Annotated in this window: 22 protein-coding genes and 1 riboswitch; of the genes, 6 read left to right on the top strand and 16 right to left on the bottom strand. The window is 50.5% G+C overall.

Going from position 1 to position 25423, the window contains the following annotated elements; all coding sequences use genetic code 11:
- Positions 1 to 619 precede the first annotated feature (619 nt).
- Positions 620 to 2359 carry a hypothetical protein gene (locus PP769_RS17920; RefSeq protein ID WP_312642811.1) on the bottom strand — a complete coding sequence of 580 codons (1740 nt, stop codon included), beginning with the start codon at positions 2357 to 2359 and terminating at the stop codon, positions 620 to 622.
- A gap of 206 nt (positions 2360 to 2565) precedes the next feature.
- Positions 2566 to 2655, bottom strand: a riboswitch (cyclic di-GMP riboswitch).
- Between the two features lie 475 nt (positions 2656 to 3130).
- On the opposite strand from PP769_RS17920, the gene PP769_RS17915 reads away from it, so the two are divergent.
- A complete protein-coding gene (locus PP769_RS17915; RefSeq protein ID WP_312642809.1) occupies positions 3131 to 3823 on the top strand; it encodes a glycerophosphodiester phosphodiesterase in 693 nt (230 codons plus the stop codon).
- A gap of 44 nt (positions 3824 to 3867) precedes the next feature.
- On the opposite strand, the gene PP769_RS17910 is transcribed toward PP769_RS17915, so the two are convergent.
- Positions 3868 to 4677 (bottom strand): dioxygenase family protein, encoded by an 810-nt coding sequence (locus tag PP769_RS17910; RefSeq protein WP_312642807.1) that lies wholly within the window; start codon positions 4675 to 4677, stop codon positions 3868 to 3870.
- Positions 4678 to 4986: 309 nt separating this feature from the next.
- Between PP769_RS17910 and PP769_RS17905 the strand changes: the two genes are divergently transcribed.
- The gene (locus PP769_RS17905; protein WP_376753386.1) at positions 4987 to 5427 is read left to right on the top strand and encodes an HIT family protein; all 441 of its coding nucleotides are present in this window, start codon (positions 4987 to 4989) and stop codon (positions 5425 to 5427) included.
- A 56-nt stretch (positions 5428 to 5483) separates the two neighbouring features.
- On the opposite strand, the gene PP769_RS17900 is transcribed toward PP769_RS17905, so the two are convergent.
- The 7 genes from PP769_RS17900 to PP769_RS17870 all read right to left on the bottom strand — a co-directional run bounded on the left by PP769_RS17900 (position 5484) and on the right by PP769_RS17870 (position 13748).
- Positions 5484 to 5855, bottom strand: coding sequence for a hypothetical protein (locus PP769_RS17900; protein ID WP_312642803.1), 372 nt, complete (start codon positions 5853 to 5855; stop codon positions 5484 to 5486).
- Between the two features lie 355 nt (positions 5856 to 6210).
- Positions 6211 to 6657 (bottom strand): Spy/CpxP family protein refolding chaperone, encoded by a 447-nt coding sequence (locus PP769_RS17895; protein WP_312642801.1) that lies wholly within the window; start codon positions 6655 to 6657, stop codon positions 6211 to 6213.
- A gap of 105 nt (positions 6658 to 6762) precedes the next feature.
- Positions 6763 to 7320, bottom strand: coding sequence for an ankyrin repeat domain-containing protein (locus tag PP769_RS17890; RefSeq protein ID WP_312642799.1), 558 nt, complete (start codon positions 7318 to 7320; stop codon positions 6763 to 6765).
- 30 nt (positions 7321 to 7350) lie between these two features.
- Positions 7351 to 8721: a BamA/TamA family outer membrane protein gene (locus PP769_RS17885; protein ID WP_312642793.1), complete on the bottom strand. Its 1371-nt coding sequence runs from the start codon at positions 8719 to 8721 to the stop codon at positions 7351 to 7353.
- Between the two features lie 33 nt (positions 8722 to 8754).
- A complete protein-coding gene (locus PP769_RS17880; protein ID WP_312642791.1) occupies positions 8755 to 11028 on the bottom strand; it encodes an LTA synthase family protein in 2274 nt (757 codons plus the stop codon).
- 1634 nt (positions 11029 to 12662) lie between these two features.
- Positions 12663 to 13049, bottom strand: a complete 387-nt coding sequence (locus tag PP769_RS17875; RefSeq protein WP_312642789.1) for an SET domain-containing protein — start codon at positions 13047 to 13049, stop codon at positions 12663 to 12665.
- Between the two features lie 267 nt (positions 13050 to 13316).
- Complete coding sequence (locus tag PP769_RS17870) at positions 13317 to 13748, bottom strand: hypothetical protein (protein WP_312642787.1); 432 nt, start codon at positions 13746 to 13748, stop codon at positions 13317 to 13319.
- 180 nt (positions 13749 to 13928) lie between these two features.
- Between PP769_RS17870 and PP769_RS17865 the strand changes: the two genes are divergently transcribed.
- Complete coding sequence (locus PP769_RS17865) at positions 13929 to 14900, top strand: DUF2891 family protein (RefSeq protein WP_312642785.1); 972 nt, start codon at positions 13929 to 13931, stop codon at positions 14898 to 14900.
- A gap of 36 nt (positions 14901 to 14936) precedes the next feature.
- On the opposite strand, the gene PP769_RS17860 is transcribed toward PP769_RS17865, so the two are convergent.
- The 4 genes from PP769_RS17860 to PP769_RS17845 form a co-directional block, all read right to left on the bottom strand.
- Entirely contained in the window at positions 14937 to 15821 is an 885-nt protein-coding gene (locus PP769_RS17860) for a CoB--CoM heterodisulfide reductase iron-sulfur subunit B family protein (RefSeq protein WP_312642783.1), read from the bottom strand.
- Positions 15822 to 15903: 82 nt separating this feature from the next.
- A complete protein-coding gene (locus PP769_RS17855) occupies positions 15904 to 16863 on the bottom strand; it encodes a succinate dehydrogenase/fumarate reductase iron-sulfur subunit (protein ID WP_312642781.1) in 960 nt (319 codons plus the stop codon).
- Positions 16864 to 16978: 115 nt separating this feature from the next.
- Positions 16979 to 18694 (bottom strand): FAD-binding protein, encoded by a 1716-nt coding sequence (locus PP769_RS17850; RefSeq protein ID WP_312642779.1) that lies wholly within the window; start codon positions 18692 to 18694, stop codon positions 16979 to 16981.
- A gap of 70 nt (positions 18695 to 18764) precedes the next feature.
- The gene (locus PP769_RS17845; RefSeq protein WP_312642777.1) at positions 18765 to 19904 is read right to left on the bottom strand and encodes a citrate synthase; all 1140 of its coding nucleotides are present in this window, start codon (positions 19902 to 19904) and stop codon (positions 18765 to 18767) included.
- A 191-nt stretch (positions 19905 to 20095) separates the two neighbouring features.
- On the opposite strand from PP769_RS17845, the gene PP769_RS17840 reads away from it, so the two are divergent.
- The 3 genes from PP769_RS17840 to PP769_RS17830 all read left to right on the top strand — a co-directional run bounded on the left by PP769_RS17840 (position 20096) and on the right by PP769_RS17830 (position 21835).
- On the top strand, positions 20096 to 20695 hold the full coding sequence (locus PP769_RS17840; RefSeq protein ID WP_312642775.1) for a Spy/CpxP family protein refolding chaperone: 600 nt from the start codon (positions 20096 to 20098) through the stop codon (positions 20693 to 20695).
- A 390-nt stretch (positions 20696 to 21085) separates the two neighbouring features.
- Complete coding sequence (locus tag PP769_RS17835; RefSeq protein ID WP_312642772.1) at positions 21086 to 21430, top strand: hypothetical protein; 345 nt, start codon at positions 21086 to 21088, stop codon at positions 21428 to 21430.
- A gap of 237 nt (positions 21431 to 21667) precedes the next feature.
- Positions 21668 to 21835 carry a hypothetical protein gene (locus PP769_RS17830; RefSeq protein WP_312642770.1) on the top strand — a complete coding sequence of 56 codons (168 nt, stop codon included), beginning with the start codon at positions 21668 to 21670 and terminating at the stop codon, positions 21833 to 21835.
- Positions 21836 to 21875: 40 nt separating this feature from the next.
- Here the strand turns inward: PP769_RS17830 and lipA are convergent, their stop codons facing one another.
- From lipA to PP769_RS17815, 3 genes are all read right to left on the bottom strand, one after another.
- A complete protein-coding gene (gene lipA, locus PP769_RS17825) occupies positions 21876 to 22781 on the bottom strand; it encodes a lipoyl synthase (RefSeq protein ID WP_312642768.1) in 906 nt (301 codons plus the stop codon).
- Positions 22782 to 22996: 215 nt separating this feature from the next.
- Positions 22997 to 23266 carry a hypothetical protein gene (locus PP769_RS17820; protein WP_312642766.1) on the bottom strand — a complete coding sequence of 90 codons (270 nt, stop codon included), beginning with the start codon at positions 23264 to 23266 and terminating at the stop codon, positions 22997 to 22999.
- A 246-nt stretch (positions 23267 to 23512) separates the two neighbouring features.
- Complete coding sequence (locus tag PP769_RS17815; RefSeq protein WP_312642763.1) at positions 23513 to 25345, bottom strand: putative bifunctional diguanylate cyclase/phosphodiesterase; 1833 nt, start codon at positions 25343 to 25345, stop codon at positions 23513 to 23515.
- Between the last annotated feature and the right edge of the window lie 78 nt (positions 25346 to 25423).

Genomic DNA, 25423 nt, shown 5'->3' with positions numbered 1-25423 from the left:
GGCGAAAAACGCCGGATCAGGTTTCTCTGGGGCTAGTGGATTCTAGCACCACTAAGGTTCCTCGCATGATGGGATGAAATAAACAGTGGTAGGGATAATAACCTGGAGATAAATGATTGACCGTGAAAGTTCGATTGGGCCCAATAGGTCCGGAATCAAACTTACATCGGCCACCGCTTATACACCCATCGTGGGTAATGGAATGAATATCGGCCGTTGGATTTTCCCACGAAATTGGAGTGCCGGCGGCAACTTCAACAAATTTTGGGGAATAATACGGGGAAAAAGTGTTAAGGATAATTCGAAATGTAGGAGTTGCTGCTGACGTAAAAGGCACAATCAAAGCCATGCTCATCATAAAAAAAGGACCGTCCCTCCAATATGTGGCTTAAACACACAAGAGATTTTTCCCACAATCATTTTTCTGTTGCTCCCATCGTTGTTGCCGGATTTTAGAGTTTGCCTTCTCGTTGTTTTCGTCCTTGATTACTCTAGATCATCTCAAAGACCAAAGCCTAAGCCTCACACTTCATTATACACCCGGAAAGCACAGCGATGGGAGAGGGCAACGAGTCTCTTATTCCTTCTTGCCCTCCACGAGGAAGAATTCACTATAATTTTAGACGAGCACATTCACAAAAACACCCGTTGAGCCCAGTTTGGCATTAAGGTCTTTGGCCGTCTGGGTCGCTACCGCAAGAAGGTTATCGACGAGTCCCTTTTTATTGGATGATGAACGGCCAAATAGGAGATCATTAGCCAACGACGGATTTCGTTCTAGCTTGGCCACGAGAAGCTTCCTGGAGAATCCAGACAACGACAACTCAAGCACTTGTTTGGCACCTTTTCCAAAGTTGAAGTTAATCCCGGCCTGACTTTTAAAACGTGGGCCTTCCGAATGGAAGGAATCGGAGACGGCGGTTTTAAGGTTTGATTGAATATTGGCGAAGGAGGGTCCAAGTACTTTTTTATCTTTTTGAATTTGAAAAATGGTGTTGATGGAATTGGCGACCTTTTGAAGGGTGTCGGCTATTTCTTTGGCTTGGAAAGGGGAGAGTCCTTGTCGGGATTTAATGAAAGCTGTGGTTCCCACGGTTGGATCGTAGGTACCTTCAGAAATGCCAACCGCGGCAAAAAATCCTGTGCCGTTGCTGTTGACCTCCAGGGATTGGTTCGCATCCTGGGAAGTGAGGATGATCCGCTGCCCAGATGCATTCAACGTAGCGGTGACGCCTGCGGCAGAGGCGGTGATCCTGGTCAACACATCCTGTAAAGAATCTGAAAGCACATCGATTGAAATCGCGACACCATTGAGTAAGACCGACCCTGTTTGCACCGAGGAAAACTGGGAGAGGGTCCCTAACGGTTTTTCTTCGTCCGGTATTTCATCTTGTCCCTGAACCGAGGAAGATCCGGTGAGTTTGGTTGCAGCCAGAAATCCCGACGTATCACTTCCCAGCGCAATGGTCGGGGAGGCTCCTAGGGTGTTGTGAGTCAGGACGACCGTCTCGTTGTCACTGTCAAACGTCGCCGTTACTCCGGCAGCCGACTGATTGATCCGGGTTAGCACCGTGTTGATGGTGTCGTCGGCAAAAACATCAATGGTCGTCCCGTTCACCTGAAATGAGCCGGGAGACACCCCAAGCCCTTCCTCCAGGTTGGGATTGTCGTTTCTCGTTCCATTAAAAGGCTTGTCGGGATTCACCGCACTTCCCACCGAATTCGAGACGGCTACCGTAAATGTATCATTTTGAGTGAGGGATCCTGATCCCAGGCTAAGCACCAGCCCATTTTGCAACGTGTAGGGATCATCGGGTTGGTAGAGAGTCAGGCTAATGGTTTCCACCAACTGCGCTTGGCTATTGCGTACCTCAAGGCCAAGGACGGGAGAAACTCCTACAATGCCCCCATTGGTGACCTGAAACGTTAAAGTATCGTTGCCATTATCGCCATCATACACACCACTGAGAGTAGCCGTACTGGTTGAACTACCGGTAAATGTGGGGCCAAAGGGAGAAAAAGAGGTCGGGGTGGTATTCACTTCTTCCGTCGATTGGCGGATTGTTGCGGTGGCAGGCGTGGACCCCAACCCCAGGTCGGCGGAAGAACTTGTGGTGGCTGCCTGAGCTTGTTCGCCGCCTACTCGTGCCCGGTGGATTAACGGAAAGGGATTCTTAAAGGAGTTCAAAGCTCTCCTCAAAGAGAGAACGTGTTGTCGAAGTAAGCGAAGTTCGTCCTCGGTTTCGGTCGCAGCGACAGAGGGAGGTGGCGCTTGTGAAATGGCATGCGTTCGAATCGACACATGCGCCAAAGAAATAGGAGAAAACCCAGTTGCGAAAATATCATTGCTGACTTGCACGAACCGCTCCCCTTATGCATCGTGCTCCACCGGCCGAATGTCCCGGGCGAATGAGAAGACGGCCGTGAACTTTCCTCGGCGCAAAGTCCTGGATTCATTTGAGAAAGCCAAAAGGGGAAAGGATGCTCGACAGGCGCGCCAGGAACGCTGGCTACGGGCAGAAGAAAAGACATATGGTAGATGTTACCATGCGTTTTCTCGAACTTTTCGGCAATCCCGCTGCCATAAAGCATTTCACCCCTTAGGCCGGTAACTTTGCGCCCTCATCTTTTCAGACGAGGTTTCCTTTGTCGATTTTCTGGTACCTTTATCGGCATGATTCAAAAACCCTTTCCAAATCATCGCAGATCCTAATACAAGTTCATTTAAGTTAAGGTTAAGCGAAGGATCGCCAGAAAGTTCGGCATACACTTGTTTGAGGTTTTTGCCTTTTTTTGGCCAAATTTCTCAGTTGTCGGTGCGGAGAAATCCATTAAGATGAAAGGTATGACTCGCGGCGAAACTGAAATAAGCGCCCCGCCAGTCCAATTTACTGTCCAAGTTCTGAAACGATTTTCACCAGGAGCTGGTAATGTCATTACAAACTGATACAGATGATCAAACTAAGAAAGTAGATAGGAGATAAGTATGGATCATACTAGTAACGAAAGTGTAAAAAGGTGGCATGGTGGGTTGGTGGGGACAGCGTCAATTTCAGCATGGGCACTTCCATGGTCATAGCTCAGCAAGCTGCGGGATACAGTTCCTTCAACACCTCCAAATGATCCGCTTATGACCCAAGAAAGGGATCACATTCGAATGCCTCTTCGGATCGGACATCGAGGTGCGTCGGGCCATGCGCCTGAGAATACGCTGGCTGCTCTGGAGCTCGCGATCAAATATGGTGTCGATATGGTCGAGTTTGATATCCGGCGATCGGGAGATGGAGCCCTGGTGCTCCTTCATGATGATTCGGTTGACCGGACGACAAACGGGGAGGGAAAAATTGAGGAGTTATCGCGAAGCGTACTTCGGGAATTGGATGTGGGAGGGGACGAGAGGGTTCCTCTTCTGGAAGAAGCCCTCGTCTGTCTCAGTGGACGGGCCGGTGCCATGATTGAGCTGAAAGTGAAGGGAATCGCCGCGGATGTTTGTGCGAAAGTGGAGGCAACTGACTTTCATGGGACAGTGATTTATGCCTCGTTTTTTCATGAGGAATTGCTGACGGTGAGAAGATTAATGGGAGATGCTCTCACGTTGGCGCTAATCGAGGACGCGCCCATACATTCAACGGCCTTTGCCATCGAAGCTCAAGCAACTCATGCGGGATTGGCGTTGAATGTTGTGACGCCTGCGCTGGTGCAGGCGCTTCAGGCGAAAGATATCAAGGTGTTTGTCTATACAATTGACGAGCCTGAGGAAATTGCACGGATGAAGGGATTGGGGGTTGATGGAATTATTTCTAACTTTCCCGACCGGATCTAGCCGGTCTTGCGCTAAAAAGCCATTTCAGAAAAACCCTGGTTCTTCTAGTCTGGCACCAGAAAATCGTAGTGACCGATCAAGCCATCTGATACCTCTCCCGATGCATCCGGTGCATAGTCCACAATTACCCTTTCTAAATCGATTGTGGTGAGCCCGGCATCCAGAATGACCACATCCATTGGCAGTAATTTCTGGTTCAGTTCATTATTGGGGATTTGGTCGCCCCGGAAATAGAGCTGTGTGACCAGTTTCGGATGCTCTGGAGGGAACAGTTGAAAGTGCAGGTGGGAAGGGCGGTACAGTCCGGCTTCCAGGTCAATGGGGTAAAAGCCGGGAACAATGGTTTTGAACCAATAGTCTCCCTGCTCATTGGTGACTGCTCGTCCCCAGTATTGAAAATATCCGTCGTAGGTGCGGTGAATGATTTCTCCGGTCGTGGGATGGGGAAATTTCAACATACTGTCATCCTCTTTGTGGTTATACCGGCCGGAGGCTGAAGCACTCCACATGATGATCGCAGTGCGAGGAATCGCCTTTCCGGTTTTTGCGCTCAGGACTTTTCCTCTCAGATAGATGACCTGTCCCTTGGCTTTTCCCCTGCGGCCTTTGACAAACGTGAGATCCTGATCGTTCGCCTGACTTATGGGAATGCCGATCCCGTGATTTTCGCGAATGGCATCTATCGGGTCTCCCTCGTCGGGGAAAAATGGCCCCAGGGATTGACGTGGAGTTGGTTCCTTGAGAATTTCTGCAAGGCTGGATGAGCTAATAAAGCCTCCAGCTAACAAGCCGAAGAGGCCCATACCCCGCTTTAACAGGGTTCTTCTAGACAAGTTATGAGGTTCTATTATCATATAAATTCCTTCTCCAAATATGGAAGTGGCAAGGGTATGCCAACCCTAAGGCTGATGGCGGATGGGTGACAACTCCGGACAGTGGATGGACCATTCGCTTCCTCGGTCATTTTTTCATATATTCTCCGTACTTTCAAACACCATATGATGCAGGATGTAGCCTTTCAAGATGAAGGGAATGTGCGGTATGTTGTCCCAGAATAACAGAAGGTGTCATGGGTTCAATCGGCTTTGTCTTTTCCGTGTGGTGTCCCTGATATCTTTTCTCTCTATTGGTGAATTCTTAATCCCCTCGTTTTTTCTGTTGCCGTGACTGACCCATCTTGTAAGATATGTGTTGGAGCATGGCCGTTCAAGGATCATTTTCTTGTCGATTGTGGCCTGACCAGAGCGTTTGTGTTTGAGGACCAGTTTTTTTCGGGCTGGACCGTATTGGTGTTGAAAGACCATGCTTCCGAACTGTTTGATTTATCCGAAGTTGCGCGCGGGATGTTGATGGAGGAAGTCACCCACGTGGCGCAGATACTGAGACAGGTATTTGATGCCAAGAAGATCAACTATGAACTGCTCGGGAATCAGGTGCCTCACATTCACTGGCATCTGATTCCAAGGCTCAAGACCGATCCCGATCCGTTGAAACCGGTGTGGTGTGTGCCGCATGAGCCTGTCCGGCTTTCCGCTGAACAGCTGGCCGAACGGGTCCACCTTCTTCGATCGGTTTTGTGCATCGATCCCAATCAACCCCTCTAGGATGCTCAGCCTAGCGAGCATGAATTTCAGCTCACCTCGTGGCGCTTTCCGTGTGGTTACCCTGTTGTTTTTCCGTCCTCAGTTGCTTTGAAATCTTCGTTTGGAGTGGAAGAGGAAGAGGCGGATTCCGGTTCCAGTGAATCGATGAGAAAACGCGGGGGCGCCGGGGGACTCGTTTCGAACTGTGTATATTGGCAGGGAGGAATGTCATCCTTTAGCCGCCTTAGGAGCGTGGGGACTTTCATCTTGGGAGGAACATCACACAACCAGACGTGCATACCGGTTTCCAATTCTTCAAAGTGTCGTTTTAGAGTAAATCCTGGTTTTTCCATGAAATAGGCAGAAAGAAACCCCGTGATGCCCTGTACCACCCAGGGATGCTCTTTCACATATCGATAGCTGACCCGAATCTCTACCACCTCAAGCATGCCTTAATCTCCCTGTGCTGTCGAATAAATCCTGTTTGGAAAGTCATACCCTAACAATAATGGCCTCTATTGGGAAATTGAGAAGAGCCATTGGGAATTTTTTTCTGCCTTGTCAGACATGCTTGGCCTTATTTCTTCATTTGAGCCCCTCTCTTTTACGGATGGATAGTGGTGGGGATAACAGAGGGGTACACCTTTTATTATCGGGGGAATCGTCTAAAGGAGAGACAGTTTATGGTCTGCGGTTAATTTTGCGAGGAAGGATGGGAAGCAGAAGCATGCCGAAGGGATAGGGACGGAGGGACGGATATGCACCGGTTAGTGAATAGATCCGCCCTCCATTCTCAATTAAGGCTTAATCGTGCTTTTCGCCCTTGCCGTGCTTGCCTTTTTTGTCACAATCCTTGCCATGCTTTTCTTTGTATTCCTTCATCTTTTCCTGCCGTTCTTCTTGCATTTCTTTCCATTTCGCTTGTTGTTCCGGCGTCAGTTCGGCCTCAATTTTTCCCATGGCCTGTTGGCGCATCTCTTTCATTTGTTGGTGAAGCCCTTCCATCTTCTGGTGCTTTTCCTCAATGATGGGAAGGATTTTGTCCTGTTGCTCCTGCGTGAGCGACAGCTTCTGCGTGAGTTTCTCCAGCATGGATTTTGGATCATGTCCGTAACCATGCCCGTCTCCATCTGCCCAGGCTGCTCCGGCACCAAAAATCAACGCGCTGCTGAACAATCCGGCGATCATTAGTCGGCACAGCCATGGTTGTTGACCGGCTTGGGTAATCTGGTGTTCGAGTGAATGCTTCATACCTACCTCCTAGATTAAGAAATGATACACAGGGTGAACGGTTATGGGAAAACTATCCAGTATATCAGATCCGAAAGAAGTTGTGTGGTGGGTTTCCAATGATGATTAACAGACGTGTTGAGAAGATGCGGATATGAGAGCGTTATTTGTGACGAAATCCTGGGGTATGCAGGGCAGGGGATGGCGGCTTGCTACCGTTTGCCATTCAGCTTGTTTCAATAGAGGAATGATTGCCGTATATCCCAATTCCTCCGCCATGACCCACGGACTTTCCAAAAACCAGGTAGATGGCTCAGCGACCGCGCCTTTTTCAAGGAGGAGGCGAACGATTTGCATGTTGCCTTTAAATGCTGCGGCATGCAGGGGAGTCCACCCTGTCAAATCCTTCGCGTTGACGTCAGCTCCCCTTTCAATAAGTGCGCTGACCGTGTCCACATGACCGAATGCGGCCGCGACCATAAGTGCGTGGGTCCTAACAATGGGAAAGGTGGTGTTGACATCGATACCATCCTTGAGGAGGGCCAACACTTTTTCCGTGTCGCCGTTGGTGGCAGCGTTAAAATACGACAAGGAGCATCCCGAAAAAATTAAGGCCATGAACAGGTAGGCAAGGCGATAGACGTATCTGTTCATGATGGGTCCTGTGGCTGGATGTCTATTCATGCCCAATCGCTCAAGAAAGCATTGACCACCTTAAAAGGGATAATCCAATCCGGCATACACATTGACTCCATCCTTCCCATACGCCACATCAACCCGACCCACGATATGGGGGCGGGCTAGGAATCGGAATCCTATCCCAGGATTGACCTGAGGATGGAGGATGGTGTTGCTGATAAAATGGGATCCTACTCGACCGATATCGATGAATGGCGCAACTTGGAAGTCCAGAAGATATCCGAAGATTTTTTGTTGTCGAATCAGCACCCGTTCCTCCAGATTGATTACCAGGGCGGTGGAATCGATGAATCGGCTCCTTCCGAAGGCTCGAAGGGAATCCTCTCCTCCCAAGGTTGGGCGTTCATAAAAGGGCGGTGTTCCCCCATTAACAGTGTCTGCGTACAAATGGGATACAAAAACCAGACGGTTATGGAAATGTGGGACAAGATGGCGGGCATCAATGGTGGTTCGCCACCAGTCCGTCACAGGTTGTTGTTTGAAATTCTGATTCCATTCGACGGACACGTTCAAATAGGTTCCCTGCGTGGAGATTAATTGGCGGTCCCTTGTGTCATAACGAAAAGTCAGTTTATGTCCCAGAATATCTGCTCCGCCAATGCCGTTACTGTTTGGGAAATCCTCTTGAATGTCTGGCAGCGTATTGATGATTCCGTCGTCGACGCGTACCTGGTGGTACCGCTCACTCCACATTAGGGCGATATCCTGAGCCAAATGGATCCCGGCAGTGAGATCCACCAGAATTTCCTTTGACGTATAAGAGGTTTCATCGGATTCATTCGTTTGACTTCCGATTCCGAAAAATCGTCTGAAGGGATTTTTAAACCAGGAGGCCCGTCCCGCCAGGATATAACGCCCCCCTCCTGCCCCAACATTTTTGTAAGACAGATCGATATCACGCTGAACTTTGGTGGAGTAGGACAGGATCGCACTGTATTGCGTGGTATCAGAAGGATATCCATAGTAGTTCAAGGTCAATGTTTCACCGATATACTTATTATGCAAATATTGGGGAGCAATAATGTCTTCTAAATGGCCGTTCGCATTTGATCGGAGCATCGGGACGAGAAATCCGTAATAGGCCCCTTCATTGCGGCTGTAGGCGAAAGCCGGGACGGGAAACACCGTAAATTTTCCCTTGGTCGCAAGAGACCTGATCGCTTCCTCTTTGGCTTTTTCCTGTTTCGCTTCCCCTCTTTGTCCTTCCGTACCCTGTACGGGAAAATCCGGGTCGTGCTTGAATCGTTCCTGCCGCTTTTGAGAGGCCCGGTCGGGATCAGGAGCGTTTTGCCCCAGGGAGGTTTCTGGGTAAACACCCGCTCCGCACATCACAAAAATCACGAAGGTAACGATCTTGTTGAAAGACCCGGAAAATTGTCGGCGCATGGTTCATGGTTTTCGGATGAATAGTCATGATGTTCATTCAGATTGAAGAGAATGGGGTTCACCACGAGTCAAATCAGGGATGCGAGTTGTAGATTCGGCAATCAAGGCTCCGGGTGGGGTGAAGGATGAGTTGAATTTCCCCCACGACCAGATCCGATTGTGTTCGATGAGAGTATTGGCGGTGAGGTAGAGACCGATCATGGAACGGTAAGCGTGCGCCGCATCCATTTCATCAAGGGAGGGGTGCGTGACAGGTGTCTGCAGATCCAGATCGGTATGGTTGAGCAATCCCGTATCAAATGCATACCACCAGATCCCTTGATGATCGGCTATTCCAATCGCATCATCATACATATTGCTGAGGTACGCCAGGTTATCCGACAAACAGTTCCTGATAAGGAGGCAAGTTAAATCCCTTCCCATAAAAGGGGTGCGGTTCGGGGTCAGACCAGTGAGGGACAATATCGTCGGTGCGATATCTACCTGACTACCAACGGTTGTCACGGTGTGGGGCATGATCTGGAGTTGTGTTCTGAGTGCCTCATCCATCCAGATGAACAGAGGGGTCGAAAAATGTCCTGCCACGCGTTCGCCTTCCGTGAAGCCTACAGATTCATGTCGGCCATGGTCTCCCAGGACGAAAAGTATGGTGTTGGTCAACAGTCCGTCACGTTTGAGATGGGTAAACACCCGCGAAAATTCAAGATCAAAATGCCGAAGAGCCGCCAGATAGGGATCGGGCTGATCTGTTAATGCCCGAACTTCAGGGTGCCGCAAGGGAATCGTAAAAGGATGATGAGTCCCGGTTGTGAGGGCAGCAAGGAAATAGGGGGCTGGCTGCTGCTGCAATTCGGCGATTCGTTGGTACAGGACATCAAGCAATGCGCCGTCCGTGAGGCCAATGCCCATTCGCTTCAGCCCCGCGGGAAAGTCCTGACCACCGGAGATCTGCTCGAATCCATTTCTGGCTAAAAATGCACGTGAACCTGGAATATCGCTATCGATGCCCATCATCATTTCTGTCCGATACCCGGCCTTCTTTAACACAGAGGGAAAGCAAAGATACTCATGCGTGTTGCGAGTCTTGATGACGGCGGTTCCCTGCCTCGGAAACACTGAGCATAGGGTGGCCAGGAGGCCCCTGGTGGTTTGCACCCCATTGCTGAAAAAATGTTCAAAGTACACACTGTCTTGCCGCAGGGAATCAAGAAAGGGAGTGAGAGAGATTCTTGAGGGAAGGTTCGTCCCCTTCTCTGCCGGATTCGAAAGGGATAGGATTTTTCCAAGATAACGTCGATCCAGGCCTTCCACCAACAGTACGAGGATATTCACTCGTGAGGGAAGCATGAATGACGGGATGGTAGATTGTTCTTTGATCAGGGGATATTGAAGGGATGGCCATCGTGCCGATGGAGCGAGAATCTGATGGGTGACGGTTAATGCCTTGTGCGCACTCATGGGTCGGGAAAGCTGCGCCGGTGCCCACATTCCTTTGGATCGGATGTACTCTTGAAGCGGGCGAGAGGCAGAAAGGATTGGATTTTGAGCTAAGCTATGATAGGCCGTACTTTCAATTTGCAGGGTCAAGGCCTCTGGAAGCAAGGGACTCCATGCGGCAGCTCCAAGGGCAAATGGAACGGCAAACAGGATTGCCCGGAACTGAAAGTGAGTGGTGTGTGCGTAGGCGAATATCGAATGAGACCAGAGGCGATTCATGCCCCAGACTCCTGTCAGAATGGTCAAAGCGAGGAGCATGAAATATGTGATGAGATACCTGAGCCAATTCCCGGCTTCAGCCAATTCTGCGATGGTTTGGTTGGAGCCCTGAGATTCCGTGTGATGGCGGCTGGCTTGGAAGGCTTCATCCACGTATTCAAAGAATGGAAAATCCAGGTGATGGTGAAACAGACGATAGTATGAAATGTCCACCATAACGCTCATCAAGAACAGTACACCTATCAGTATGAGAGCCCACTGAAGGGTCCGTCGATAGACGGAGATCAAACGTTTCAAGCCAGGAGGTCTTTCCAGAAACACGCCTACCGGTATGCCAGCCAGGGCGAGGATCATAGCCAGAAGGATTCCCGCACTTGCTGTCACGCCGTCACTGAGGGCTCCCACGAGGAGAGTCTTGCCCAAGAGACTGATGGTCGGTGGTTCTTTGGCAATGACGTGAGGAAAGAGAAACCAGCGTTCGGCTTGTTGGATGCCGACAAGAATCACCCACCAGCAGCCCAATAGATAAGCGAGCGACCGGGGATACTTGAAAAGCCGGAAACGGTTATGTGGGCAAAGAAAACGATTCATAATTCCTATTCCGAAAGATGACCGGATGTTGATTCCGGGCCTTTCGTGCTAACTGGCTCTTGAGAAAAGCTGATCTCCCGCTATCTTCTGCTTGGGCCGGAAACAATGGCCGGTGTGTAGTCACCCCATTTTTGTTCGGCCGTCGAAACTTAGAATATATTGTGTTCTTAGAGCCCCCGCATGGATTCGCTTTTGCGGTTTCATTTCTTTATCCGACGAAAGCGGAAAAACAATGCGGGAAAATCGATTGTAGCCTTGTCGGAACAGGTTTTCGCCGTAATAAATGATGTGTATGGCTCAGCATCCTCCGTCATGGCTTGTTCTATCAGCGGACTCTTGATGGCCTTCTGCATGAGAGGATCCAATGTGGATCTCATCCAGAAAGCCCACATGTTCATTTCAGTATGATCAAAAGACCGGGTTTAGTCTGTTCAAAATTGCTCATAATCACCTCAGGCCATAAAGGTCTGAAGCGGGGAATATCGTGCGAGTCCCACCGATGGCTATAAGTGATGTCAATTAGGAAGGATCCCACCACAATGTAGACCGACAGATGGGCTAGAGCATGCTCACGGAAGGCCATTCAGAAAAGATGTGCCGTCTGGTGATAGGAGTCCTGAAGGGCAAACCAATGACATTCGCCAAACAGAGCACCGCATAAATTGATCCACAGACGACAGAAGATAAATACAGCATGGTGAGGATTGAAAATGTAGGCACACAATCGGCTTAGAAGCTGGTCCTTTTTCAATGGCTTCTGGTATGGACGGGTTCAGCACAAATTACGCCAGATTGGAAAACGGAAGGAATCGAGGAAAAATGTCATTATTTATGAATAATCAGACATCGAACGTACGATGGTAGAAATGAAAAAGTTTTGTATGAAAATGAAAATTATGAAGAAGGTTAAAATGCCTTCAGGATTGCAGCTGTCCGAGGAGAAAGTGCGGACTCTTTACTGTTCGGGGTTGTGGGGAAAAAAGATGAAAAGTCCTCGGGAATCTTCGCTGATAGTGCAGCGGTGAGGCGTCATGGAGCCATGCTCGGCCGACGAAGATTGGGAAGGGCGTCAAGAAGGATTTGGGCTTCCTGATGATTGTATTGCCAGTATCCCGATGTTCCTTCATCCAATGCCTGACGTTTCCGTCCTCGTCCTGATAGATTTCCTGTCCAATTTTCAGATACAGGTCGGCTAATTGTAAGAGCATGGCCGGGTCTGAAGAATTCTGACTGCCTTCGGCCAGAAGTCTTTGGAGTTGGGTCAAAGGGGATTGCGAAGAATCGGTTGTGAGGGGACCAGATTCCGCTCAACTACCCTGAATCCTTTTGGACAGCAGCAGCCCGACGAGCACGCATCCGAAAATTTTAGAAAAAAGGCCTGTGAGGCCTCGCGTAAAAGAATTGTCAGGGACCATGGTTGTCGGTGTGGTTCATGAGATTCCAGTGAGACATAGGACCCGCCAGAGATTTGGATTCAAGCACAGGTAAAATGCGGAAGTGGTCCAGGATGTGGATGAAAGGATGGACGATGGGTTATGGATTGCGAAAAACTCCATCCCGAAGATCCTGGGCTGAACAGCACTGGTCGAGGCGACCCAGTGGCAGGTATGTGAAATAAAAGCGTTTCAGCTTTTCTAAAGAAATTTTCGACATTTTCGGCTTCCACAGGTACAGGCCAGTTCCCCGTTATGGTGTGAGTCGCCATAGTCAAGCGTGAGTTCGGTTCCGGCCTTGATCGGGTGTAAGGCATAAAACTCAGCCCGTTCACCTATTATGCGCATAAAGGTATTGGGTGTGCAGGAATGGTTGATGAACCGGAATCCTGTTGTCTCTTCTGCCCCATCGATCGACTTCCCATTATTCACCTCGACAATGGCAATCCACTTTTGGATTTTCGCGCGCCTTCGTCCTTCTCTTTGCGAAATGCGTTCCCCTTCATACTCTCCAATTTTTTGTCTGGGTCGCAATGGCACTTTGGTGTATAGGCCGCGACCCTCAATGACGCTGGTCTTGACTTCCATCGGAATGGGCCATCTGGTTTTGCGGGCCGAAGTTCGATTAGTTGGGGACATGCGCAGAGGGAAACAATACGTTGGAATATTTATGGGGGAACGGATTTCAGGGAACTGTACAAAATGGGAAGTTGGTGAGGCAAGGATGAAGGAGAGATGGAGAAAGGAAAGACGGCACGTGTTTTCCGGCGAAGTTCATTCACTCGATCGGACGCACCGGAAGAAGGCCTGATTATTCTCGAAGACAGCGGCGAGTGCGCAGGGGATGTCTCAAGGTCAATCACCGCCCAGAAACGCATCCTCGTCATGTTCCGGCATGAGATCCTCTTCCTCGATGCCTAATCCGCCCTGAAACGATTCCCGGATGGCGACCACGTGTTGATGTGAGGGAGTGCCTTCAATTTGCTTCCCGAATCGATCGAGGAATCGATCGCAGAGGTCCAGCCCAAGTTGAAAATATCGGGGCAGGGGGCCTTCGGTGACTTGCTGCCAGGTAATGTAAATGAGGAACTCCTGCAGGTGTCGAGCCTGTGAAAGCTGTGCTCCCAATTCCTGAAGGGTATCAAACGCTCGCTTGGCTTGTGGTCCTTGATCGGTGGAAAATATCGCCTCGGCTTCTAAAATGTCCGATTCAAGACCGCCAAGTTCTCCTTGCTCTTCCGCTTGTTGAAGGGCGTGCAGGGCAGCGATAGCTGGATCAAAATTCATGTGAAACGCCTTTGTCTGTGAACATGAGGTATCTGAACGTCAAGGAGTGTAGCAGATTTACGAAGAGTTTGCGTATTCAAAATTTGGCAAGCGATAAACGAAGCCTTAAAAGGAACAGGACTCTCTAGCTGAGCCATGATGGTGTGATGTAGGTTACCATTTAAGGAGGGAAGGGGCTCAATGGTGGATGCACAACCCGATCAACACTATCCGTCGTGGGAGGTATTTTGCGGGGCCCGGCTGGACTATGTGAGGGCATTGGCTGAGACGGTGGAACAGAGTTTTCTCCGGCGGGATACGACTCATCCGACCTTTTGTGGGTGTATCGATTGGCATTCCAGTGTTCATGGCGCCTACGCGTTATTGACGGCTTCGCGGCTGACGAGTGAACCTCGGTGGGTCAGGGTTGTGGATGCTGCGCTGGCACCTGATTGCCTGGAAGGCGAATTAGCTGCGCTCAAACGAGGCGATTTGGATCATGAGTTGCCCTATGGTTTTGCATGGTTTCTCAAGCTCGCGCAGGAGCGTGAACACGGCTGTGGGAAAAATGAGCTCCAACCGTTGGCCACGGAGATCGCATTGCGTGTGGGACGCTGGCTCTTTTCTTTGTCGGATGAGGATCTTGCGAATCATGTGCAACGTTGCGAATACGGGAATCTTTCCTGGCCGCTGGTAAATCTCTGGCATTGGGGAAAATGGAAGCAGGATTCTGATTTGCTGAAAGAACTGGCAAATTTTACGCGGATTCGCCTGTTGCCGCTTAATCAGGAATGTCCTCCTTCCCTTGACCAGGTTACGGATGAATTTTTTCCAGCGGCGCTTCAGCGATGCCGGGCACTGCTCACGATCCTTCCACCTGAAGACTCTGGGAAATGGCTGGCAGCTCACATCCAGGATATCGGACGTCTTTCCCCTCTGACTTCTTTCCCCACGGTTCATTCAGCAGGCCTGAACTTCAGCCGGAGCTGGGGCCTGTGGACCGTGTATCAGCATACGAAGGATCCGGTCTTCCGCGATCTGTACGTGAACCATATTGCGACACATATGCACATGCCCCAATATTGGCGGGATGATTACCGAAAGCACGGGCATTGGGTTCCCCAATTCGGTATTTACGCCATTGCGTTAAGCTTCGATGAGGCGCCGTTCTAACATGACAGACCTCTCTTCTTATCAGGAAGACTGTGGTTATCCGCCGACACCAATTTTGGCCAGAGCCGATTCAGGAGAAATAAGGTTTCGTTGTAATCCGAGGCTCTTGGCATCCAACCCCATGGCAAGGCCCAGTAGTTGCGGAAGATGGAGAATCGGGAGATCGATAGAAGTCTGTTCCTGGTTGGCGGCTTTGGTCTGCATGCCGTCGAGGTTGAGATGGCAGAGCGGACAGGGGGTAACCATAATATCGGCTCCGTGTGATTTGGCATCCCGCGTATGCGTGGCGACCATCGTGAGCGAGTTTTTTTCATTAATGGTCAAAATGGGAAACCCGCAACATCGGGTTTTCCCGGGAAAGTCCACGACCTCCGCTCCTAATATTTCGATGATCCGTTCAAGGGACTTTCCCCGATCAGGATGCCGGTCGAATTCCAGCGCATTGGTCGGCCGTTGAATATAGCATCCATAAAACGGCGCGGCACGAAGCCCCGATAAGGGACGGGTAATGTGGCGTCGCAAAGTGTCCTCCCCCACGTCTTCCAGGAGAATCCACAAAAAATGTTTGATCGTGGTGGTTCCGCGATAGGTTAATCCTTCGTCCCGGAGGAAGTCGTTAATTTCCTGAAGATAATGTGGTTGAGTCGTGAGACGATGGTTGGCTTGGCTCATCACCCCTTGGCAGGTACTACAGATGGTCATGATGGGGAGGCCTTGTTGTTCGGCCAGCGCAAAGGTGCGGGCATTCAGCGCATCGCCAAGCCGCAGGTCTTTTTCCTGCAACACACCCGCACCGGTACAAGAGGCGGTCGTCATTTCCGCAAGTTCGATTCCCAATTTGGGATAGACTTGCATGACGGATTGGTATAATTCCGGGCAGGCACCCTTTGAAACGCAACCGGGGAAAAAGGCATATTTCATCGCTGTCCTCCTTGCGTTTTTCTCGCGATATCAGGGAGGAAAGGTTTGTTCCCAGAACTACATAAGATGGTTTTGGCAGATGTCATCGTTTAATCCTGACCTGTTTAAAGAGCCGTTGGATATGTTGGATTCCAGGAATCGGGCGGTGAAGTGGACCCGAGAGGGGGACTTTGCCTTTGAGGACCGATTGAACAACCATTGGGATCATACCGAGTAATCGGCTAATATTTTTAAGGCCGAAGGTTCTGATCGCCAGCATCGGTTCGTCAAGAATTCCTTTGTGTTTGATGATGTCCGAAAAGACTTCGGCATGTCGGGAGCCACAGGTGGCAGGAACTTTTTCTGCCAGACCTTTTGCCCGCAACGCCATGATTCGGTCCATTGGGCCTACCCCTTTGGGGCAGACCTGAATACATTCCATGCATCGGGTGCAATCCCACATGCCCCCCGCCTGATTAAGGGAATTCAGTCGTTGGGAGGTAGCCGCATCCCGCGGGTCAGCGACAAACCGATAGGCTTTTGCCAGTGCTGCAGGCCCGACAAACGTCTTATCGACATCCAACACCGTGCAGTCGGAGACGCAGGCGCCACACATAATACAGCTCATGACCCCGGAAAGGTGGCTCATGGACTCCGGAGAGGCAGTGTATTCAGCGGCGGGAAGCGGCCCTTCCGGTTGGAGCCACGGCTGGATCTGTCGAATCTTTGACCAGAATGGCGCCATATCCGTGACCAGATCTTTAATGACCGGCATGTTATTCATGGGTTCAACCTGGATCGTCCCTCCTTCCGAGGCGACCGAAATCATCTTGGTTTTGCAGGCTAGTGTGGCGTGCCCGTTAATGCGCATGCCGCAGGACCCGCAAATAGCTCCGCGACAGGAACAACGAAGTGTTAAGGAATCATCGATGGTTTCTCGAATTTTAATGAGTCCATCGAGGACACTGTCGGAAGGATCCATTTCCAGATCATATTCCTGATAGTACGAGGAGGGACGATCGTGTTCCGGATTAAATCGGCGTATGCGAAGAGTGGTGTGCATCAGTGGGGATGATTCCTCGGCTTATGTATACAGTATACCTCCTTTGACCCGTTACCGGGTGGCTTCGCATCCCTCAGACGGTTCCGAGGAGACCATGATGGGGCCTTTGACTTCATTAATAGACGCGAATTTGAGGTTGCCATTGGGTGATTCGCACCGGGAGATAGTCGACGTGTGGAGGAGCATCGGGTCTATGATACAACAACACATGTTTGAGCCAGTGTTCGTCGTCCCGATCAAGGTAATCCGTCCGGAAATGGGCCCCACGGCTTTCCTGTCTGGTAAGCGCGCCCACAATGATGGCTTCCGCACAGTCCAACATAAACCCCAGTTCCAGTGCCGCGATCAATCCGGTATTAAACACCTGTCCTTTATCCTGGATGGTGAGGTCGGGCCAACGTGCTTTTAATTGGGTGATTTGGTGGAGGGCGGTCTCCATGCCTTCCTCCTCACGAAAGACTGACACATGCCGGTTCATGGTGGTGCCCATCTCCAGGCGCATCGCAGCCGCTCGTTCTCCCGGTCCTTTCCGTGCCACGATGCCGGCAACGAGGTTTTTGTCTGCGTCCACCGCGCTATCTGGAATGGTGGGAGAAGGGATCGTGCTGGCATACTCTGCGGCACATATTCCAGCTCGCCGACCAAATACCACGGTGTCCAATAGTGAGTTCGCGCCCAGCCTGTTGCCGCCATGCAAGCTCACGCAGGCAGTTTCTCCTGCAGCGAAGAGGCCTGGCACGCCGGCCCATTGGCCCTGGACATCCCAACATCGGCCTTCGGTATCGGTTTTGATGCCCCCCATTTGGTAGTGCATGCCCGGTCGAATGGGTAACGGCTCTTCGGCTAAATCGATATTGGCAAATGTTTTGGCTTCGGCATAGATTTGTCCGAGACGATCCTGAAGAAAAGCCCTTCCCAAGTGCCGGCAGTCAAGCAAGACGCAGCCTTTGATGCCACGTCCTTCATTGATTTCAATCTGTTCTGCTCGGGAGACGACATCACGCGAAGCCAGCTCAAGCATATTGGGCGCATAGCGTTCCATAAAGCGCTCCCCCTTGCTGTTGAGAAGGTAGGCCCCTTCTCCTCTGGCGGCTTCTGTTATCAAAAGGCCCTTCCCCTTCAGTGTCGTCGGGTGATATTGCACCATTTCCATATCCATTAATGGGGCCCCGGCCCGGTAGGCCACGGCCATGCCATCACCCGTACAAATCAAGGCATTGGTACTGGGTTCGTACACCCGCCCTAAGCCGCCTGTGGCCATGATCACCGCTTTGGCTCGAAAAAGCGCGAATGTTCCTGTACGAATTTCAAAGGCCACCACTCCGGCACACCGTCCCTGGTCGTCTTTTACCAAGGAGGTCGCAAACCATTCTTCAAAGACGGGAATGTTTGCCTGCAAAGTTTGTTCATACAGCACGTGAAGCAGCGCCTGCCCGGTAAAGTCGGACACAAAAAAAGTTCGTGCCCGTTTTTGTCCACCGAATCGGCGCGTTCCGAGGTGGCCTTCCTCGTTTCGGTTAAAGATAACCCCCATATGCTCCAAGGCGATAATATCCTGGCCAGCTTCCTGAGCGAGGACCTCAACGGCGTCCTGGTCGCTGAGATAATCACTGCCTTTCACCGTTTCGAAGGCATGATCTTCCCAGTGATCTCCCCGGTCTGTCAGCGCGGCGTTAATGCCGCCTTGCGCGGCATTGGAATGACTGCGTACAGGATGGACTTTCGTCATGATGGCCACAGAAGCCCCTTGGGTATGCGCGGCAATAGCCGCCCGCATTCCCGCCAGCCCGGCCCCAATGATAAGCACATCATAAGAAAAAGAGGAGTTCATTGCTTTTCAAGCAAAAATACGTGGCACAAAGATTCTCACAGCGATGACGTCGGCCGGGTTTGCGACTTGATTAACGAGTTTCACGCGTTTCCACTGATTGATAAGAACGATGACGGGGGCCCTCATAAATCTGGTCAGGCCGGAACAAGTGATTGTCCTGATATTGTTCAAAGCAGTGCGCTAACCACCCGGCTACCCTGGCCATCGCAAAGACCGGAGTGAATAAATCAGTATCGATGCCCATTCGATGGTAAATAATCCCTGAGTAAAAATCCACGTTGGGCCGTATGCCTTTTGGTCCCACGCGTTTTTCCATTTCCTGCTCAACCGCTCTGGCCAGAGAAAATAAGGAATTGCCATCCGGTCGGGTATCCAATTCTTGGGCGAATTCTTGTAACACGGTGGCGCGTGGGTCTTTGACCTTATAAATTCGATGCCCAAACCCCATAATTTTTTCCTTTAATGAAAACTTCTGATCCAGGTATGCAGGAATAGCCTCAACGGTTCCTATATCCTCCAGCATGTGAATGACCGCCTCGTTGGCGCCGCCATGTAATGGGCCTTCGAGGGTGCCAATGGCGGAGGCGATTACCGTAAACGGATCGGCCAGTGTGGAGGCCGTCACCAGTCCGCTAAATGTCGAGGCGTTCATGGTGTGTTCGGCATGGAGAATCAAACAGATATCAAACATCCTGGCAATATCGGGAGCAGGGACCTTTTCGGTGAGCATGTACAAAAAATTTTCGGCGAAGGAAAGGTCGTCACGTGGTTGGATCTGCTCATCACCATGGCGCAGGCGGGCAAACGCGGCGACAATGGTGGGCAGTTTGGCGATAAGCCGGACAGCGGTCCAGTATCGGGTGGCATCATCACGGACATCCGGCACCGGATAAAACATGCCCAGGGCGGCCACTGCCGCTTGAAGGGCATCCATCGGGTGTCCATGCTCCGGAAGGCATTTCAGGAGATCGGTGATGCGATATTTGATCCGGCGATGGTGAGTAAGATCCTCATGAAACCGGGAGAGTTCTGCTTGAGTGGGAAGCCGGTTGAATAATAACAAAAACGCCGTTTCGGTAAAGGTGCTTCGGGTTGCAAGTTCCTCAATCGGGATCCCGCGATATTCTAGAATTCCCTGGATTCCATCGACAAAACTGATCGTTGATTTCGCAGCAGGAACCCCCGCTAGGCCTGGCAAATAATCTTCCATGTCACCTTCTCTTTCTCTTAGTGGTCATCTCCGAATAATGGCTCATGATCCCAGTATACCTTGCTCATGATCTTCCCCCCAACTTTCCTGATGAATTTGCAATAGTTATTTGGGGAAATTAGTATGAAAGCAGGTGTGGACTTGGTTTCGGACGCGTGGGTAATTTTACTTTCCAGAAAGGGGATTTGAGTATGCAGGGTTTTAAACACTTCATGGTCGTCGTAGGTATGGTGACACTTGTCATAGGGGGAACAGGACCCTTGGTAGAAGCGAACCCCGGGAGTGCTCACGATCCCCATGGAAAACAACCTCATGCGGGAATGGGATATGCCGAAAGTGATCATGAAGGAATGGAGCATCATGGTGGTCTATCTCCATTAGACATGAAAGAAGAGTTGGGTCTTTCCGAGGAGCAGGTGACCCGGCTCCTCCCGCTTGAATTGGATTATCGGAAGACCATGATCCAAAATGGGGCTGATTTACGGGTGGCCATGGTCGATATGGGGACTCTCATGGATGCCAAACAAGCCGATATGGCTGCCATTCCCAGAAAAGTCGATGAAATCAGCCAATTACAAAAAAACATGATGATGTATCGTGTCGGGGTTTATCTCAAAGTCAAAGAGGTCTTGTCGCCCGTGCAATATGAACAGTTTCGGTCCAGGATTCGTGAACATATGGAAGGCATGGCCATTCGTGGAGGGCAGATGACTGAAGGAAAAAACCCTCATGCAGAGTATTCAGAAAAATCGCATGGTCATGGTGGTGGGATAGAGAAAAACCATCCATGATCATAAAAAGTTCCTCTTGAGAAAGGTTCTTTCGTTTTATGGGGACCTGAGAGGACGTATTAAGGTTTGGGCGCATGGGAGCGTTCGACCAAGTCATTCTTCGGGGCCCCTTCTTCATCAACAGGAGGAGGGGCTCGTCGTATTTCAGATACCAGCCCATCTGCATTTATCTCCCTACAGGGTTACTGGTGAAGTTGTAGGCGATTGCCTGCACCTCCTTATGTGAATCCTGTTGCGGTTTGCCACACGATAAATCTAACCACTTGATGTTGTTCATGAAAAAAAAGATGTCATGGTAGGGAATGAGCCTTGCAATATCTAATTTTATGTCGGCAACAAAACACGATAAGGTCCTCAGTCGCATTTAGTTGTCGTGGTAAGGAGGTTGAAATGAAACCATTGACCAAATTTTGTATCTTGATGGTGGTGATGGGTGGTTTCCAGGGAGTTCTCTCGGGGCTTGCCATGGAGGGAGAACAAATGTCTCAAGTACCTCAAGTTCGGCAGGAACTACAGACGAATTCGCCGACTTCGACGGCACGGTATGTCAATGTGGAAGGGACGCTTCAGGCCATCCAGGGGGACCTGTTTATCATTGAAGGGGCGTCAGCCGAAAAACAGATTAAAATTCAGGTGGGAAAAGATACCGCATTTCCTAATGGGCAAAAAGAACTCGGGCAACCCGTAAATGCCCTGGTCTCCGCCCAGGACGGACATGCGTTGATCATTCGATAACAGGAAGTGTGTTAATGCATTGCCTGAAACTGAAGGAATTAATTTTATGGGACGAGGACATCGCGGAAGGTAATTAGAGGAAGAAACCACGATGTCATGAATGCGGGAAGGGTGGACATTTCAGAATTATTCACTTTGTCACTTGGGGGAGATACGGTGTGTGATTCGAAGTGTTCGTCCTTCCGCTAATTTTAATTAATTTAGGTGCATATTAGCAAATTATTGGAGAGAAGGCCAATGATGAAATGTGAAACCTGTTGTCAAGAGTATACGCAATTCGATTTCGTCACTCTACGAAATCTCTGCGAACATGTGTATTTGGACTCTCTCGCTCAAAAGCAAAAACCCTCTCATTCCAAGTCAGACACGCCGGTTTCCCGAATAGATCTTCACCAACCGGTCTGATCAGGGTTTGAGGCACCGCAGATCGAATGATCTGGGAAATTCAGTGGAAATGGGTTTGCTCTTCTGCATGGTAAGAACTCCGGACGAGCGGTCCGGACTCTACGTGCTGAAAACCTAAAGCCGTTCCCTCCTGTTTAAATTCTTCAAATTCCTCCGGACTATAGTATCGAGAAACCGGCGCATGCTGAAGAGTCGGCTGAAGGTATTGGCCGATGGTCAGAATGTCACAATCCACTTTTCGAAGATCCTGCATCACCTGCCGAATTTCATCATTTGATTCCCCTAATCCTGCCATTAGTCCGGATTTGGTTCGTCCTCCCATGGTTTTAGCCCAAGCAAGAACCTGAAGCGAGCGTTGGTATTTTCCCTGTGGACGAATGGAAGGGAAAAGGCGGGGGACGCTCTCAATGTTATGGTTCAAAATATCCGGCTTGGCCTGCATGACTATTTCCAGATCAGTTTGTTGCCCCTGAAAGTCCGGGATTAATACTTCGACGGTGCATTCGGGATTTTCCTGTCGGATTCGTTGAATGGTCTCGGCAAACAGTGCGGCCCCTCCATCGGGGAGGTCGTCTCGATTGACCGATGTCACGACCGCATGCCGCAGTTTAAGAAGCTTGACGGCATCCGCCACGCGCTGAGGCTCTTCTCTGTCCACTGTGGACGGGCGTCCGGTGGTCACCGAGCAGTAATGACACCGCCTGGTGCAGATATCTCCAAGGATAAGGAAGGTGGCTGTCCGATTATTCCAACATTCCCATATATTCGGACATCGTGCCTCTTCACAAATGGTATGCAGGCGGTGCGTGTTCATCAGTTGCCGGATTTCCTGATAGTGGGGGCCCGGCCGGAAACGGACTTTAAACCAGGAAGGGAGGTTTCTCCTGCGTGAGGTCTTTCCGGAAGAAGAGACGGGAGTGATTTCTGAAGTAGGAATGAATGTCATGTTTGGCTTCGAGTGTATTGTGATCTGTGAACGTGTCCTGAGATGGCATCGAGAGAACCAAGCACCCGATAGCCATGTCCTATTCTAACACGTGAATATAGGGATGCCTACTTTCTCGAAAAGATCTGCCCAAGCGTCACGGAGCGAGGGGATTCTAGTAAGCGATGAGGGCTGAAGTTGGCGAATGTGAGCCTATGGGCGGTTTTATCAGCATGTCATGCGGGCTCATCAATCATAGGAGAGAAGTGGTTGGCCCAATCAATGGCTTGCACATAGAATTCCCGAATCGTGCCGGGGGTGAGTTGGAGTGATTTGAGTTGCAACCATTCCCCTTTTTCGTAGGCTTTCACGTTACTCAACGGGGCTCCCATTGTTCCTTTCTCCAGTATTAAGGCTTCAAGAATATCGTCCGGGGGCGGAAGGTTCCCCACAAGTTTTTCCATAGGAGATCCGTACAAGGCTTCCAAGACCGACAGAAGGCCCATGGTGAAATACTTTTCTGGAGAATCGGTGCCAAGCCGCTGTCCTAGGCTCTCACACATTTTCGACCAATGGTGTTCAGATTCGGGCCTAGGATGGGTTGGCGACCGACGAAGATATTTCTATAGTTGGCCGTGGTGATTGGAACGGGCCTCGGGTTATGGGAATGACGGCTCAACCGGATGACAGGATATGGCATCTGGGCGAACAGGCGTCGATGCCCAGTTAGATTCGAGATTTTCGGAGAACGTCTATGTCTTGTCTGAAAGGCATTGGGGATGGAGCAGAGTAGTCAGGGCCTCAACCCTGATTGGTCGGCTGAAGAAATAACCCTGATATTGGTCGCAATTCAAGGTGGTGAGAAGATCAAGTTGCTCCTGATTCTCTACCCCTTCGGCAACAACCGTCAGAGAAAATTCATGCGCCAAATAAATCATGGCAGAGACCAAGGCTCGGGCTTCAGGGTTATGGGTAATATCGCTCAAAAAGGAGCGGTCGATCTTCAATTCATGAATGGGGAAACGTTTCAAATAGCTGAGAGAGGAGTAGCCTGTTCCGAAATCATCCATAGAGATCTTTGGTCCCAAGGCCATCAGGTGGTTCAAGGTCTCCACGGCCTGCTCGGCATTTCCCATTAAGAGGCTTTCCGTCAGTTCGAGTGTTAAATACTTTGCATCGATCCCTGTGCTCTGTAAGGTCTCCCTCACCAACTGCACCAGATAGCCGTCATTGAATTGTTTTGCCGACACATTGACCGCCACCTGAAGCCGTATCCCCTGAGCCTGCCATTTTGCTAATTGCGCGCACGCTTCTTTGAGCACCCATTCACCCAGAGAGATGATCAAGCCGGTCTCTTCGGCCAAGGGAATGAATTGATCCGGAAAGATAAGCGTGCCGTCCGGTTTCTGCCATCGAACCAGCGCTTCGACCCCGATAATGTGACCACTTTTCACCTCAACCTTCGGCTGATAGTACAACAGCAGTTGGTCTCCCTCGATAGCATGGCGCAAGTCTGCTTCCATTCGCAGGCGCTCCAGGCTTTGAGAATTCAGTTCGCTCGAATAAAAATTGAAGCCTCCCTTTCCATGCAAGTTGGCCTGGGTGCTCGCACCAACAGCGCATTGAATGAGGGCTGTCACGTCTGTGGCATCCGCAGGAAAACTCGCAATACCAATACTTGGGGCAATATAGACCTCGGTCCCATTGGCATTAAATGGAGATTCCATGACCTTGAGAATACGAGAAGCTAACTTTGTCGCATGTTCGGCATGCGCCATTGTCGGGCACAATAAAGAGAATTCATCCCCATCCACGCGAAACAGGCTATCCAGCTCAGTCGAATCGGGTATTCCCCTCCCAAATACATCTGATCGGCGCATGCAGGAACTCATCCGCTCCGCGATCTGTGAGATGAGCTGATCCGAGATTTCCGGCCCGAAGGTCGTGGAGAGGCGCTTAAACTGGTTGAGAGTAATATGGAGCAAAACCAGGTTGTCATGATGGCGTTCCGCTCGCTGGATAAACCAAGCCAATCGGTCAAGAAACAAACTCCGGTTCGGCAATTTTGTCAAGGCATCATAGTAGGCAAGTTGGTTCTGATAGGCTCGGGCGGCGAGGGTGTTGCGAACCCGAAGCTTCAATTCACTGGGATCGACCGGCTTGGCGAGAAAATCTGTGGCACCCCGGTCAAGAGCCTGGAGTTTGGTCTCCGCGTCGGAGGAAGAGGTCAGGATAATGACAGGAAGATGCTTCAGTTTGGGATGGTCCCTCACAAGCTGCAGGATTTCAAATCCCGGGACGTTCGGCATCATCAGATCAAGTAACAGAATATCGGGTCGATACTCTTCAATCTGTTGCATGGCCCGAGAGGAATCCTCCACCAGCACAAAGTTCTGGTAACCGGCATCCTCCAGATAGGCCCGCATGATCTCCATGGTCGTTTCCTCATCGTCGACCATCATGATCGTGGCCTGAGTCAGAGAGGTTTCATCACACCCCAATTCATTAAGGACGGGTTTCGCCAGGAGTACCCCGTCGTTATGTTGTGATTGGTAAGCTCTCTGGTCTGACTGCTCGGTTTCCATGGCGCGATCACTTCAAAGCTTAAAAAAAAAGGCGGTATCTCCGGCTTTAGGGCAAGGGTGTTCTTTTTCTATGGAAAC

Source organism: Candidatus Nitrospira allomarina (genome assembly GCF_032050975.1).
GTDB lineage: Bacteria > Nitrospirota > Nitrospiria > Nitrospirales > UBA8639 > Nitrospira_E > Nitrospira_E allomarina.
This window is presented reverse-complemented; position numbering and strand designations above follow the sequence as displayed.

Coding starts and splice junctions, on each gene's coding strand:
- PP769_RS17915 (WP_312642809.1), top strand. CDS start 3,131: ATGACCCAAGAAAGGGATCACATTCGAATGCCTCTTCGGATCGGACAT.
- PP769_RS17910 (WP_312642807.1), bottom strand. CDS start 4,677: ATGATAATAGAACCTCATAACTTGTCTAGAAGAACCCTGTTAAAGCGG.
- PP769_RS17900 (WP_312642803.1), bottom strand. CDS start 5,855: ATGCTTGAGGTGGTAGAGATTCGGGTCAGCTATCGATATGTGAAAGAG.
- PP769_RS17895 (WP_312642801.1), bottom strand. CDS start 6,657: ATGAAGCATTCACTCGAACACCAGATTACCCAAGCCGGTCAACAACCA.
- PP769_RS17890 (WP_312642799.1), bottom strand. CDS start 7,320: ATGAATAGACATCCAGCCACAGGACCCATCATGAACAGATACGTCTAT.
- PP769_RS17885 (WP_312642793.1), bottom strand. CDS start 8,721: ATGCGCCGACAATTTTCCGGGTCTTTCAACAAGATCGTTACCTTCGTG.
- PP769_RS17880 (WP_312642791.1), bottom strand. CDS start 11,028: ATGAATCGTTTTCTTTGCCCACATAACCGTTTCCGGCTTTTCAAGTAT.
- PP769_RS17875 (WP_312642789.1), bottom strand. CDS start 13,049: ATGGAAGTCAAGACCAGCGTCATTGAGGGTCGCGGCCTATACACCAAA.
- PP769_RS17870 (WP_312642787.1), bottom strand. CDS start 13,748: ATGAATTTTGATCCAGCTATCGCTGCCCTGCACGCCCTTCAACAAGCG.
- PP769_RS17865 (WP_312642785.1), top strand. CDS start 13,929: ATGGTGGATGCACAACCCGATCAACACTATCCGTCGTGGGAGGTATTT.
- PP769_RS17860 (WP_312642783.1), bottom strand. CDS start 15,821: ATGAAATATGCCTTTTTCCCCGGTTGCGTTTCAAAGGGTGCCTGCCCG.
- PP769_RS17855 (WP_312642781.1), bottom strand. CDS start 16,863: ATGCACACCACTCTTCGCATACGCCGATTTAATCCGGAACACGATCGT.
- PP769_RS17850 (WP_312642779.1), bottom strand. CDS start 18,694: ATGAACTCCTCTTTTTCTTATGATGTGCTTATCATTGGGGCCGGGCTG.
- PP769_RS17845 (WP_312642777.1), bottom strand. CDS start 19,904: ATGGAAGATTATTTGCCAGGCCTAGCGGGGGTTCCTGCTGCGAAATCA.
- PP769_RS17840 (WP_312642775.1), top strand. CDS start 20,096: ATGCAGGGTTTTAAACACTTCATGGTCGTCGTAGGTATGGTGACACTT.
- PP769_RS17835 (WP_312642772.1), top strand. CDS start 21,086: ATGAAACCATTGACCAAATTTTGTATCTTGATGGTGGTGATGGGTGGT.
- PP769_RS17830 (WP_312642770.1), top strand. CDS start 21,668: ATGATGAAATGTGAAACCTGTTGTCAAGAGTATACGCAATTCGATTTC.
- lipA (WP_312642768.1), bottom strand. CDS start 22,781: ATGACATTCATTCCTACTTCAGAAATCACTCCCGTCTCTTCTTCCGGA.
- PP769_RS17820 (WP_312642766.1), bottom strand. CDS start 23,266: ATGGGCCTTCTGTCGGTCTTGGAAGCCTTGTACGGATCTCCTATGGAA.
- PP769_RS17815 (WP_312642763.1), bottom strand. CDS start 25,345: ATGGAAACCGAGCAGTCAGACCAGAGAGCTTACCAATCACAACATAAC.